The organism is Leeuwenhoekiella obamensis (assembly GCF_055391795.1).
This window is the reverse complement of record NZ_AP029251.1, coordinates 515,247-528,410: the sequence shown is the minus strand read 5'-3', so window position 1 is coordinate 528,410 and position 13,164 is coordinate 515,247. Positions and strand designations below refer to the sequence as shown.

Genomic DNA, 13,164 nt, shown 5'->3' with positions numbered 1-13,164 from the left:
GTTGACACAAATTCGACTTATTTATGAAAGACTCAGAAGGAGCTGAGAAGAAACGTACTCAGCGTGATTACAATTTAGGCTTTAAATTGGCGGTTGTATCTCAGGTAGAAAAGGGCGAAATGACTTATAAGCAAGCCCAAAAAGCGTACGGTATTCAAGGAAGGAGTACTGTTTTGGTTTGGTTGCGCAAACACGGTACCTTAGACTGGAGTAAACCAAAGACAAGACTTAGCTGTAATACAATGAAAGAAACACCTGCTCAAAAGATCAAGAGGCTTGAAAAAGAGCTGTCAGATGAGAAGCTTAAGAATAAGATTCTCAACACGATGATCGATATCTCAGATCAGCAATACGGAACTTCTATTCGAAAAAAGTATTTGCCCAATCAATCCAACGAATCCGGCAAGAACACCGACTAAGCCTGTCACGTTGTTGCAGATTGTTTGGGATAAGCAGACAGGCTGTCTATCAAGCAGAAATGCGAGAAAGGACAAGAGCTGATGAACTTGCCTTGATCAAACCGCTGATTTTAAGGGTGCGCCAGCAAATGCCAAGACTAGGTACTCGTAAACTGTATTATTTACTCAACGTTGAGTTTGAAAAGATGAGAGTTAAAATAGGCAGGGACGCCTTATTTGATTATCTCAGGTCAGAATCAATGCTTATAAAACCAAGAAAGAATTACACAAGGACAACAGACTCTCGGCATTGGCTAAAAAAACACCCTAACCTAATGAAAGATGTTACACCCGTAAGACCAGAGCAATACTTTGTAAGCGATATTACTTACATCAAGAGTAGAGAAAGGACACATTATCTTTCCTTGGTGACAGACGCTTTTAGCAGAAAAATAATGGGCTATCATCTAAGTGATGACATGAGTGCAGAAAATGTAGTTAAAGCAATGAAAATGGCTAATAAGAGTAGAACCACATCAAGCGAGGTAATACATCATTCTGACAGAGGCTTGCAGTATTGTTCTTCGTTGTACCAAACTCAATTGAAGCGATCAAATGCGATCCCCTCAATGACAGATGGATATGACTGTTATCAAAATGCATTAGCAGAACGAATTAACGGGATATTGAAGGGAGAGTTCTTGATAAACAAATGCAATACAGGCAAAGAACTTAGCCTGCTAGTTCAGCAGTCTATTAAAACTTATAATAATCAAAGACCACATCTAAGCCTTAACTACAAAACACCTAATTTTATACACAACAAAAAATCCCTTGAAGCTAGCTCCAAGGGATTGATTTAAATTATTAAAAACTGTCAACCTATTTTAGGACGACTCATTAAGCCAAATAAAATCTATCGCACCGGAATGCGTTTTTTCATCTTCTCAACGATATTGAAAGCTGCCGGACAAATGGCTACATTCTTCAACGTAAGATTAGATATCTGCTGAAATTTCCTGCGATCCGTATGCGGAAATTCGGCGCAAGCCTTAGGTCTAACTTCGTAGATCAAACAGTAGTTATCTGCCGCTAGAAATGGACATGGAAGCTCCTGCAACACATAATCATTGTCTTCATCAACCCGCAAATATGTGTCAATGAATTGCGCATCTTTCATTTTAAAATGTTTTGCTATGCGCGAAATATCTTTATCTGTAAAAAGCGGTCCTGTTGTTTTACAGCAATTTGCGCATTCTAAACAATCAGTTTGTGCAAATTCTTCATCATGCAATTCTTGCATTTTGTAGTCTAGATCCTTAGGCGGCTTTTTACGCAACTTTTTAAAGTAGGCAGCGTTCTCCTTATGATTATCTTTGGCGAGCTGCGGAAGTTGCTTGATAAATTCTTCCATAATGCAAAATTACAACAATTGAAAACGGGTTAGATGAGCTTAGATACAGATATTTTTGGCATGGCAATGCAAGATTATCTCAACGATAATTATACTGCAGATATTAAGGTGATTTCTTCTATTGCAGATGAAGATATTATACCGGTTCCTTATCTCTTTAGATCGTATGAAGACATGCCAGATATTGAGCAAAAAGCGCTAGATCTTTGTAAGGGCAAAGTGCTGGATGTAGGCTGTGGCGCTGGGATCCACTCGTTGTATTTGCAAGAAAAAGGCATGGATGTTACCGCAATTGACACCTCTGCTGGAGCGATAGATATCTGTAAAAAACAAGGCGTTAAAAATGCTGAATGCACTGCGTTCTTAAATTTTAAGGAAGGTAAATATGATACCATTATTCTTTTAATGAATGGTACTGGGATTTTTGGGAATCTCAAAAAACTCACACAATACATTGATCATCTCAAAGAACTTCTTGCCGATGGTGGCCAGATCTTGCTCGATTCTTCAGATCTTATTTATATGTATGAGGAAGAAGATGGAAGTTTATTGATCCCGTCTGATTATTATTATGGCGAAGTCACCTACCGCACAAAATACAAGAACAAGAAATCAAAGGAGTTTGATTGGCTATATATTCATTATGGTTTGCTTAAAGATATTGCAACAAACCACGGCCTCACAGCAGAAAAAGTGATGGATGGCCCACATCATGATTATCTCGCAAGATTGACTAAAAACCAGTGATTCTAATCAATTTTGATCTGTTTTTGTTAAAAAACGGCTTCATTTTGTGAAAAAGAAGCATAAACCTACCTCAACACTTATTTTTACCACAAAACGATTATTGAATGAAAAAGAATTTTTTGAAGCTCATCTTTTTGAGCTTTGTTGTATTTGCCCTAAACTCATGTTCTCAAGATGGCGATGGCCCATCACCTTCTCCTGAGGATCCTAAAGCCGGTAATCAAAAACGCCTGGGCGCATCTGCTCACGATCTTTTATCTGCTGACACATATAATAGCATCACATTAGAATTAGGCTATGTTGCCGGTCACAAGCCTACAGAAAGCGCAATCAATAGATTGCTTCAAATGCTTACAGATCGCACCAATAAACCCTCTGGATTCTCAATTATAGAAACTGAGATTCCTGCTACGGATGTGGGAACATTTTCTATTGACGAAGTAAAAAAGATAGAAGATGATAACAGAACCATTTATAACACAGGCGATGATCTTGCTGTTTGGATATTTTTTGCTGATCAAAGCAGCGAGGATGACTCAGGCAACACTGCAAAGTTAGGAACCGCTTACCGCAACACTTCTTGTGTGATCTACGAGAAGACCATACAAGATATTTCTGAGCAGTTTACCGGCCCTAGCAGAGCCACGATGGAAGCTACGACAATGCTTCATGAATTTGGTCATCTTTTTGGTCTTGTTGATCTAGGATCTGAAATGGTAAATGATCATCACGATGATGAGAATTCTGGACACTGCACAGAAGATGATTGCTTGATGTACTTCCAGACCGTTGCGAATATTGGCAGCATGGTAGATCTTAATAGCGTACCAGATTTTGGTGAATTTTGTCTTCAAGACTTAAGAGCGAACGGCGGTAAGTAAATCGCCTTTGTCACAATATAAAAATGAGAAGCCGGGTGATCGCTCGGCTTTTCTTTTGGCTTAAAGCCAAAAAAAATTTCCGCCACTAGACATTGTCTAACAACGGAAATTTCAACCTACAAATGTATTGTAATTAGTCTAGCACAACGGTGGTTTGACCAATGAGGCGGCCACCATCATAAATATTTATTTTATAAACTCCTTCTGCAAACTTCTCACCTCTAGGAGGAATGTTCTCACAGATATCAAGTGCTGTATTGTCGTAATAGAATTTTGAGATCGTGCTGTAGTTTACACTTGTAACGCTGTCAATCGTCACGGTTTTATTCTCACCTAGAACGTTGTTTTGTGGATCTAGAACTTGAACATAAAGCTTTTTGTCTCCAGCCTCTGCAATAGGATTTTGAGGCACAGTGTAGCAAGCTCTAATGCGATCTACGCGATTTGCGTTGTCATTCTCTACCAGTCTACCGCTGCTTCTCACGATGACACCCGTTCCTGTAAGTTTACTCGCAGCAAGACTTGCTCCTAATTGAACTTTTTCAGATAGTCTTTGATTCTCGTTATTGATACTATCGCGCTTCATTTGAGAAACTTCTAGCTCATAAGTTGTGCTGTCCACACGCATTGAAAGTCTTTGGTTGCTTCCGCGTAAGCTATCATTCTGAGCAAAAAGGAATTCTCTTTCTCTCTGCAATTTGTAAACCTCATCACGGTAGCGACGCAAAACTGCCATATCAGCCTCCATCACTTGCACGCTATCAATAAGCTGCTGGATGCGATCACGAGCCGTGTTAAGCTCAGTATCTTTAAGATTATTCTCTTCTATAACAGCATCATATTTAGACACCATTTGTTTAAGATCTGTAAGCACAACCTCTTTTTCCTTAGTAAGTTCTGCCTTTGTATTTTTTTCTTGATTATAAAGTTTGATGGCAAAAGCACCAGCGACTACTAGTAATACTACCAGTATTCCCAAGACTACTTTTAAACCTGTGTTTTTATTTTCGTTTTCCATTGTTGATTAGATTTGGTTCTAAAAAATAATTCGTTTTGAGTGTTAATTCGGTAAACGTATTTACCGTATCAAAAGTGTATAGATGCTGAAACTCTGCAAAAAAATTAGCACTGTTTTAACATCACCAGTATAACTTCAATAAGATAATGATAATGCGAGATTTATTTCATTCCATGAAAATGATAAAAATTCAATTTCAATATACTTTTCAAAAACTAATTAACATCAGAAAATTCTCGCTAATTGTAACTTAAATAGTTCTTGCCTATTGATGACAAACTGAATTAATCTTTAAAAGTACAAGTATTATTTATCAAATTAACATTTTTTAACGAGTATAAACACGGGTTTTTATGTCTTATTCAAAACAGTGATATTCAAAATGTTAAATAAATTTTATATTTGTTAAACTTCAACTCTACCTAATTTATTATGAAAATCATTGGCACTAAGCAAGATGATATCTTATACAGAATGATAAGTGATCTAGAAGATTATGCCATTCTTACGCTAGACAATGATGGGATCGTAACTTCATGGAATAACGGCGCTCGCAAGATCAAAGGATATAATGAAGATCAAATAATAGGTAAAAGTTTTACTAATTTCTATACTGAAGAAGACCGCAAAGCAGGTAAGCCACAAACACTGCTGGCTCAAGCTCGCAAAGAGAGCAGAGCGCACGATGAAGGTTGGCGTGTAAGAAAAGATGGTTCATGTTTCTGGGCAAGTGTAACTATTACGGCAGTTCAAGATGACTTTGGTAATATTACTGGTTACGGTAAAGTGACACGCGATCTAACCGAAAAGAAACTCACTGAACAAGAACTTGAGCGCAAAGCCGCAGAACTTCAAGTAAAGAATAACCAACTTAATCAGTTTGCGTATATAGCAAGTCATGACCTTAATGAGCCACTTAACACTGTAAAAGGTGCTGTTGGTCTCATACGAGAAAAATACAATCATCAGCTGGATGACACCGCAGATCAGCTGTTAACGTATATGACAGATGCTACAGATCGTATGAGTGATTTGATCAAAGGTCTGTTGCAATATGCAAGCATAGGGCAAAAAACAGAACAAAAAGAGGTTGATGTTCAGAAGACTTTAGATGTTATTCAAGATGATCTGGATGATTTCATTCAGAAGAAGAACGCAACTATAGAAGTGGGAGAAATGCCTGTGATTAAAGGCTATCCCATGGAGTTAAGACTGCTCTTTCAAAATCTTATCACTAATGGGATTAAATTTCACCGTAAGGGAAAATCCCCTAAAATTGAAGTGAATTGCAAGAAGGAGTCCAAGAAATTTATCTTTAGCGTTAAAGATAATGGTATAGGTATCCCAAAAGTTGAGTTTGACAAACTCTTTCAAATCTTTGTTCGCCTACCTAATCAGAATAATTATGATGGCACTGGCATAGGTCTAGCGCACTGCAAAAAAGTAGTTGACATTCATAAGGGTAAGATCTGGATTGAAAGTCAAGAAAATATAGGTAGCACATTCTACTTTTCAATACCCGTAGTGTGATGAGCAAGTTAGGCTGTGTACTTCTTATAGATGATGACAAGGTTACCAATATTCTTAATACCATGGTGATCAACCTCACAGGTTACGTAGACAATGTTATAAGTGTAAAAAGCGGCGAAGAAGCATTAACGTATTTTGATGATACGCCAGAAAACGCGTCTCAACTTCCACAACTCGTTTTTCTAGATATAAATATGCCCAGAATGACCGGTTGGCAATTTCTAGAAAAATACCAATCTACAATTAGCAACATTTCGCATAAGGTCAAAATCTATATGTTAAGCACATCGCTTAATCCGCAAGATTGGACTATGCATAAAAATTATCCCGTAGTTTCTGGCTATTTACCCAAACCGCTTACCAAAGAGCGTTTTGCAAATCTTGTTGAGCAAAATTTCTTCAACGCATAGTGAATTTTAGCTTTCGCTAAAATTCTAGATCTGCAACCACCGGTAAATGATCTGAAGGATAATGCAGATCCCAGTTGTCACTCAACGTCGCTTGCTTTATTACATCAACTCCTTTAGATAGAAAGATATAATCAATTCTGTTTGTAACTGGCTCATTAAAATGAAAACCATTAAAAGTTCCCTCTGGGCCTAAATGCTTATCACCTATCAAAGCATAAGAATCTTTCATCTCTTTAGTGATCGCCTTGATACCCTCAGTTTCTGGAGTAAGATTAAAATCTCCTGTTAAGATCACAGGCAAATCTTTAGTATTGATCTCTTTCATCTTTTTCAAGATCAATTTTGCACTTTCTAAACGCGCAACATCACCTATGTGATCAAAGTGTGTATTAAACATATAAAATTCTTCACCTGTGCGCTTATCCATAAAATGGGCATACGTACAAATTCTTAAGATCGCCGCATCCCAACCTTTAGAAGGCACATCTGGCGTTGGCGAAAGCCAGAAAGTCTCACCATCAATAAATTTTAAATTCTTCTTATTATAAAAGATCGCAGAATATTCTCCCTTTTCCTTTCCGTTGTCGCGGCCCACACCTGTGTAATCATAATCTTCAAGACCATTATCTAGATCCTGCATTTGATTCACAAGGGCTTCTTGCACCCCAAAAACATCAGGAGCATGAAAACGCAACTGATTAAGCATAAAACTCTTGCGCTTTTGCCAGTTATTCTCAGTATCTCCAGGATTATCATATTTAATATTATATGTCATAACCCTCAAGTCTTGTGCGCTTGCAATGGTTACTAATAGAGATAAAATGAGAAAAAGTCTGAGTTTCATGATCGATAAATTTTCTTGAAAACTATCACTTTTTAATCACTTAAAACAGATTTAAAGGTTATAAAATAGATAATAAAACGTGTCTCTTTATATTTGCCTCATGCAAAAACATCTATACTCTGCGATCTTATTTGGCGTACTGGCAGTTATCGCTGTGGTGATCCATTTTTTTATTGACCCAAGTTTTGGCAAAGGGCTTCTTCTAGGTCTAGGCGTGGCGCTGATCGTGTATATCATCAGGCAGTTTTTACCCAAGCGTGAGCAATAATATCTTTGTCAATTTCGCTTTAAGCGAAAAAAACTACTGTTGCGTATAATAGTTAAAATCCTTGATCACTCTGTCTACAAAAGCGATAGGCGTTTCTTGCGGAGTGATTTGCATGGTTGTGCTTAGCTTTTCGCTTAATTTGATGATCACATTGTGATTACCATTTCGTTTTGCAGTGTTGTAAATGGTCTTAACCTTCTGAATGTCTTTATCTGAAAACACGGTAACTTGAGGATAAACCGGTATGTAATCGTCCGGGATGGTTTCTAGAATCGTATGACTTAATCCTACTTTTTTCTTTTCGCTAATTACAGTTGTTCCTGCAGCCATATCACCAAGTCTCTGACCTTTACCTGTAAAGAGTATTATGAACAAAGCAACACCACCAGAAGTTATAGAAATATCTATCAACCTCATGATCCAGCGTATGAAGAAACTTCCTAGACCTGGTTTAGAACCATCAAGTTTTACAACTCTAAGGTTCATCGCAGCTTTGCCAGGTGTTCTGCCACTCCACAACGTTTCCCAAAGCAAATAATACAGCAAAGTGGGCAATCCTAAAATGAGCATATACACCCACTCGCCACCAGCGCTTTCTAAACTGGTCATGCTTATGACAAAAAGAGATACAATGTAGTAAGCAACTAAAATAAGTAAGTCAACTAGAAAGGCTAGTATTCTATCTCCCACTCCTGCAACATTCTGTTGAATGCTTACATTTTGAGCTGTTTCAATTTGAAAATTATCCATGAATTCGTTTTCTTTACCGTTCTAAGCAGAAGAATATGCGCGAAGCGGCTTTCGTGAAGCAAAATAAGGATAAATGGGTAAGATTTGAAAAAGTTCTTGCAGACAAACAAAACAATTTGTCTCCAGATGAGCTATCAGCGCTTTATATAGAAGTTACTGATGATCTAAGCTACGCACAAACCTTCTACCCTAGCAGTAAAACAGCGCAATACCTTAATTATCTCGCTTCACAATCGCATCAAAAGATTTACAAAGCCAAGCGCGAATCTTCTCGCAGATTCATTACATTTTATACAAAAGAGTTCCCGCTAATGTTTTGCAAATACCAGAAGCAATTGCTTATTGCTTTTAGCGTGTTTTTGCTTTTTACCATCTTAGGAGCCTATAGCGCAGCTACTGATGCTGCTTATGTGAGAATGATACTGGGTGATATGTATGTAAACCAGACCTTAGAAAATATTGAGAGTAATGACCCGATGGCCGTTTATAAAAAAATGAATGAAACAGATATGTTTCTGGGCATAACGATCAATAACATAACTGTAGCCTTTATGGCATTTATTTATGGAATAATCTTTAGCATTGGATCTTTATATATCATGATGCGCAATGGCGTTATGCTGGGATCTTTTCAATACTTTTTTTATGATAAAGGCGTTTTCTGGGAATCTGCAAGAACGATCTGGATTCATGGAACTATCGAGATTTCTGTTATCATTATTGCTGGCTGCGCTGGTCTTGTTCTGGGAAATAGCATTTTGTTTCCTGGCACATATTCTAGATTAGAATCTTTTAAAAGAGGCATGAAAGACGGGCTAAAGGTCGTTGCCAGCACCGTACCTTTCTTTGTGATCGCCGGTTTCCTAGAAGGTTTTGTGACTCGTCATACCGAAATGCCAGACTGGCTTGCCATACTCATTATAAGCTGCTCACTCGCACTTATCTTGTTTTACTACGTGATTTATCCTATCAAACTAAATAAAAAACTTAAAGCTGAAGAAACACATGAAGCAGTTCATACAATTTAAAAAACAACGCTCACTGGGAGATATCCTTTCAGATTCTTTTGCGTTTGTTCGCAACGAGTACAAACCACTTTTTAAAGCATTAGTGCAAAATGCTGCTATACCTTTTGTTTTATTAATAGCGGCAACGGTGTATTACACAAACTCCATTGGTGATATTTCTTCTTTGTTTTTAGATTCTAGTGCTGCAAGTGGAGCAAATCTTGTGATCTCTGTACTTTTCTTTGCAGTTACAAACATGCTCTTTGTAGGTGTTTTTTACGGTACCATCTTAACGTATATCAAATCTTATACTGAGAATAACGGTATTGCAAATCATGAAGAAATAAGACAAATTGTAAAATCAAAATTTCTAAGTTTCTTAGGAGCATCTTGTCTAGTGTCTATTGTTACCGGTTTTGGATTAGCATTTTGCATCATTCCTGGTATTTATCTAGGCGTTGTACTATCAATGGTGTTCCCACTCATGATCTTTAACGATCGCAGCACGACCGATGCTTTTAGTGACGCATTTAAATTCATTAAAGAAGAATGGTGGATCACTTTTGCTACACTTGTAGTAATGTATCTCATCATCTATTTTGTAAATATGATCCTCGCATTACCTGCTGCTATTTATGGCATGACAAAATCTTTTACCGGTAATGACATTTATACACCAGGAGATCCTCTAGCTATGGTAGACTGGGTTTACCTTACACTTTCTACAATATCATCAGCAATTGGATATATTTTAATGTCTTTTTTAGTCATTGCAATTGCCTTTATTTATTTCAACATTAACGAGAAGAAAAATCAAACCGGAACTCTGGAAGAAATTGACTCAATAGGCAGCGATCTTTAATGTTTAAAAAAGTATTCTTCACATTACAACTTTGTTTAATTACACTTGTTTGCCTTTCGGCGAAAGCCCAAAACGAGCAATCGCAAAGTGTGACCGATACTGTCGTGAAAAAAGAACTGCAGTATGACGACAGCAAAGTCACACCCATACAGTTTGAAGAAAATCTAGTTGAAGAATATAAAAAAGATGACGCGTTTGAATATGTAGAATTTGATGCGCCAGACAACTGGTGGACGCGTTTTAACGACTGGCTTTCTGACCTTTGGAATAGCTTCAAAAGATGGCTCACCGGCGGTAAAGAAGTAGATGGATTTTTAGAATTCTTAATTGAGGCTTTACCTTACATTTTAATTCTTACGCTACTTATTTTCTTTATTTGGCTTTTCACAAAAGTGGATATTTCAGGATCACCATTACTGGGAAAAACACCTAGCAAAGTCATTTTAAGCGATGAACAAGAAATAATCGAAAATCAAAACATAGAGAAACTCATCGCAGCTGCGGTTGAAGAAAAAAACTATCGTCTCGCAGTGCGTTATTATTATCTACTGATCTTACAATCACTAAGCAAAAAAGAGATCATAGATTGGAAAAACGAAAAAACCAATCACGATTATATACAAGAGATCAACGAGGCATCGCTTAAAAAAGACTTTAGCAAAGTGACGCGCATCTATGACTTTATCTGGTATGGAAGTTTTGCTGTAGATGAGATCGCTTTCGCGAAAGCCGAAAAAGAATTTAAAAACCTAAACAGCAGCATATGAGCAAGCGCAACAAAATAATTTTGATCGCGCTAGGAGTTTTACTCACACTGCTGGTGCTTCTAGAAGCTTTTAAACCAAAGCCTATCAATTGGTTTGGTAGTTTTTCAAAAGAGGATAAAATTCCTTTTGGAACCTTTGTTTTTTACGACCAACTCAACAAAATTGTTGACGCAGACAGATTACAAGAAGTAAAGATCCCACCATATGAGTTCCTGATGGACTCAACCGAAACAGGCTCGACCTACTTTTTCTTAAATGGCTATATGCATTTTGGGGATGCAGAGGCAAAACGCATTCTCGATTGGGTAGATAATGGGAATACGATTTTCATATCCTCTTCTACTTTTGACATGCACGTTCTGGATACGATCAATGCATCTACACAGAACTATTACAAACTCAATGCTCAGAAAAATCCTCTAGTTAATCTTAGCAACCCTGAACTAAAAAGTAACAAAGCATACAAACTGCGCAAGGATGTTAATTTGAGTCATTTTATTAAGCTAGACACAACAAACGCGACCATTTTAGGCGTAGCAGATTTTGCTAGCGCAGAAGATTCTACAAAAATTAAAGATCCTAAGATCAATTTTATCAAGATGCCTTATGGCAAAGGTGAGATCATTTTGCACACCTTCCCGTATGCATTTACAAACTATTTTTTGCTTGACGAAAACAACGCAGAATACACCAGCAAAGTGTTAGGCTATTTGCCAAAAAGCGGCACCATTTATCTAGATCAACATTACAAAGCAGGCAAGGCAATAAACAGTTCGCCGCTGTACATTATCTTCAACAATCGCTACTTAAAATGGGCATATTATATCCTGCTGATCGGTGTGATGCTTTGGGTTTTCTTTAAAGGAAAAAGAGAACAACGCTACATCCCGATCATTAAAGCGCTTCCTAATCAGACGGTAGATTTCACTAAGACGATCGCGGGAATGTATCTAGAGAAAAAAGACAACAAATCAATCGCAGCGCATCTTATCAATCATTTTCTGGAGCATGTGAGACATTCGTACAACATCAGTACAGAGCGGTTAGACAAGGATTTTATAGATAGCCTTTCGGCGAAAGCCATAAAACCACAAGAGCAAGTAAAAAGAATAGTAGATACTATAATTTTAGTACGACAAAAAAACACAATTACAGAAGACGAGCTGATACGATTGAACGCTCTAATTGAAAAATTTAAAACACCAGCCTAATGGAAGAAAATATAAATCAGCCTGAAAGAGAAGAGAATCAAGACCTCACTCCTACTCCAGAAAACACTGAAGAATCTCTGGATTTTAAAAACAGGATCGCTCTTGAAGATCTGCACAATGCCGTTGAAAAATTAAAGTCTGAACTGGCAAAAGCGATCATAGGTCAACATGAGTTTATAGATCTGCTTATCGTTGCTTTGCTTGCAGATGGGCACGTTTTAATAGAAGGTGTTCCTGGGATTGCAAAAACCGTGACCGCAAAACTTTTTGCAAGAACGCTTAATACAGAATTTAGCAGGATTCAATTTACGCCAGATTTAATGCCAAGTGATGTTTTAGGAACCTCGATCCTCAACATGAAGAGCAGCGAATTTGAGTTTAAAAAAGGCCCTATTTTCAGCAATATTGTTTTGATCGATGAGATTAACAGAGCGCCGGCAAAAACGCAAGCTGCACTCTTTGAAGTTATGGAAGAACGCCAAGTGACAATTGACGGGACAAAATATAAAATGGAACCACCATTTATGGTTCTTGCTACTCAAAACCCTGTTGAACAAGAAGGAACATACGCGCTTCCAGAAGCACAATTGGATAGATTTCTATTTAAGATAAAGGTAGATTACCCTAATCTTGAAGACGAAGTAAAGATCTTAAAGTCGCATCATGAACGCAGAGAAGAAAATCCGGTAGCGCTTATCAATGCTATTTTAGAACCTTCGCAATTGCGTGAATTTAAAAAGCAGGTTCAAGAAATCATTATTGAAGAAAAGATCCTTCAATACATTGCAGAGATCAATATCAAGTCGCGCCAGCATCCACATTTGTATTTAGGTGGTTCGCCACGTGCATCACTTGCGATCATGAATGCTTCAAAGGCATTTGCTGCAATTTCAGGAAGAGACTTTGTCACTCCAGAAGATGTAAAACGTGCAACAAAACCTGTTTTGAGACACCGCGTAATCCTTTCCCCCGAAAGGGAAATGGAAGGCATGACGCCAGAAACGGTGATCGATATGATCGTGCAATCTGTTGAAATACCACGTTAGTGAGCATTATA

General features: G+C 37.6%; 15 protein-coding genes. 11 read left to right on the top strand and 4 right to left on the bottom strand.

The window, feature by feature from the left end:
* The first annotated feature begins 23 nt into the window (after positions 1-23).
* Positions 24-1,261, top strand: a protein-coding gene (locus tag ACZ5L8_RS02435) for an IS3 family transposase (RefSeq protein WP_464439504.1) whose coding sequence is annotated in 2 segments (ribosomal slippage) — positions 24-366 and positions 366-1,261 — 1,239 coding nt in all. Because the reading frame shifts where the segments join, the coding sequence is not laid out codon by codon here.
* Between the two features lie 53 nt (positions 1,262-1,314).
* Here the strand turns inward: ACZ5L8_RS02435 and ACZ5L8_RS02430 are convergent.
* Positions 1,315-1,812 (bottom strand): YkgJ family cysteine cluster protein, encoded by a 498-nt coding sequence (locus ACZ5L8_RS02430; RefSeq protein ID WP_464439503.1) that lies wholly within the window; start codon positions 1,810-1,812, stop codon positions 1,315-1,317.
* Positions 1,813-1,845: 33 nt separating this feature from the next.
* On the opposite strand from ACZ5L8_RS02430, the gene ACZ5L8_RS02425 reads away from it, so the two are divergent.
* On the top strand, positions 1,846-2,559 hold the full coding sequence (locus ACZ5L8_RS02425; protein WP_464439502.1) for a class I SAM-dependent methyltransferase: 714 nt from the start codon (positions 1,846-1,848) through the stop codon (positions 2,557-2,559).
* 104 nt (positions 2,560-2,663) lie between these two features.
* On the top strand, positions 2,664-3,440 hold the full coding sequence (locus tag ACZ5L8_RS02420) for a hypothetical protein (RefSeq protein ID WP_464439501.1): 777 nt from the start codon (positions 2,664-2,666) through the stop codon (positions 3,438-3,440).
* Positions 3,441-3,573: 133 nt separating this feature from the next.
* On the opposite strand, the gene ACZ5L8_RS02415 is transcribed toward ACZ5L8_RS02420, so the two are convergent.
* Positions 3,574-4,458 carry a hypothetical protein gene (locus ACZ5L8_RS02415; protein WP_464439499.1) on the bottom strand — a complete coding sequence of 295 codons (885 nt, stop codon included), beginning with the start codon at positions 4,456-4,458 and terminating at the stop codon, positions 3,574-3,576.
* Positions 4,459-4,890: 432 nt separating this feature from the next.
* Here ACZ5L8_RS02415 and ACZ5L8_RS02410 point away from each other — a divergent pair, with 432 nt between their 5' ends.
* Positions 4,891-5,988 carry a sensor histidine kinase gene (locus tag ACZ5L8_RS02410; protein ID WP_464439497.1) on the top strand — a complete coding sequence of 366 codons (1,098 nt, stop codon included), beginning with the start codon at positions 4,891-4,893 and terminating at the stop codon, positions 5,986-5,988.
* Positions 5,988-6,398: a response regulator gene (locus ACZ5L8_RS02405; protein WP_464439496.1), complete on the top strand. Its 411-nt coding sequence runs from the start codon at positions 5,988-5,990 to the stop codon at positions 6,396-6,398. The genes ACZ5L8_RS02410 and ACZ5L8_RS02405 overlap by 1 nt, the downstream gene beginning before the upstream one ends.
* Before the next feature lie 16 nt (positions 6,399-6,414).
* On the opposite strand, the gene ACZ5L8_RS02400 is transcribed toward ACZ5L8_RS02405, so the two are convergent.
* Complete coding sequence (locus ACZ5L8_RS02400) at positions 6,415-7,242, bottom strand: endonuclease/exonuclease/phosphatase family protein (protein ID WP_464439494.1); 828 nt, start codon at positions 7,240-7,242, stop codon at positions 6,415-6,417.
* A gap of 100 nt (positions 7,243-7,342) precedes the next feature.
* On the opposite strand from ACZ5L8_RS02400, the gene ACZ5L8_RS02395 reads away from it, so the two are divergent.
* Positions 7,343-7,510 (top strand): hypothetical protein, encoded by a 168-nt coding sequence (locus tag ACZ5L8_RS02395; RefSeq protein WP_464439492.1) that lies wholly within the window; start codon positions 7,343-7,345, stop codon positions 7,508-7,510.
* 33 nt (positions 7,511-7,543) lie between these two features.
* On the opposite strand, the gene ACZ5L8_RS02390 is transcribed toward ACZ5L8_RS02395, so the two are convergent.
* Positions 7,544-8,260 carry an RDD family protein gene (locus ACZ5L8_RS02390; protein WP_464439490.1) on the bottom strand — a complete coding sequence of 239 codons (717 nt, stop codon included), beginning with the start codon at positions 8,258-8,260 and terminating at the stop codon, positions 7,544-7,546.
* Positions 8,261-8,295: 35 nt separating this feature from the next.
* On the opposite strand from ACZ5L8_RS02390, the gene ACZ5L8_RS02385 reads away from it, so the two are divergent.
* Genes ACZ5L8_RS02385 through ACZ5L8_RS02365 form a run of 5 tightly spaced genes read left to right on the top strand, consistent with a single transcriptional unit; the run spans position 8,296 to position 13,153 of the window.
* Positions 8,296-9,288 carry a stage II sporulation protein M gene (locus ACZ5L8_RS02385; RefSeq protein ID WP_464439488.1) on the top strand — a complete coding sequence of 331 codons (993 nt, stop codon included), beginning with the start codon at positions 8,296-8,298 and terminating at the stop codon, positions 9,286-9,288.
* Positions 9,266-10,129, top strand: coding sequence for a hypothetical protein (locus tag ACZ5L8_RS02380; protein ID WP_464439486.1), 864 nt, complete (start codon positions 9,266-9,268; stop codon positions 10,127-10,129). Before ACZ5L8_RS02385 ends, ACZ5L8_RS02380 begins: the two co-directional genes overlap by 23 nt.
* Complete coding sequence (locus ACZ5L8_RS02375; protein ID WP_464439484.1) at positions 10,129-10,896, top strand: DUF4129 domain-containing protein; 768 nt, start codon at positions 10,129-10,131, stop codon at positions 10,894-10,896. Before ACZ5L8_RS02380 ends, ACZ5L8_RS02375 begins: the two co-directional genes overlap by 1 nt.
* Positions 10,893-12,107, top strand: a complete 1,215-nt coding sequence (locus ACZ5L8_RS02370; RefSeq protein ID WP_464439482.1) for a DUF4350 domain-containing protein — start codon at positions 10,893-10,895, stop codon at positions 12,105-12,107. Before ACZ5L8_RS02375 ends, ACZ5L8_RS02370 begins: the two co-directional genes overlap by 4 nt.
* Positions 12,107-13,153 (top strand): AAA family ATPase, encoded by a 1,047-nt coding sequence (locus tag ACZ5L8_RS02365; RefSeq protein ID WP_464439480.1) that lies wholly within the window; start codon positions 12,107-12,109, stop codon positions 13,151-13,153. Before ACZ5L8_RS02370 ends, ACZ5L8_RS02365 begins: the two co-directional genes overlap by 1 nt.
* Positions 13,154-13,164: the final 11 nt, after the last annotated feature.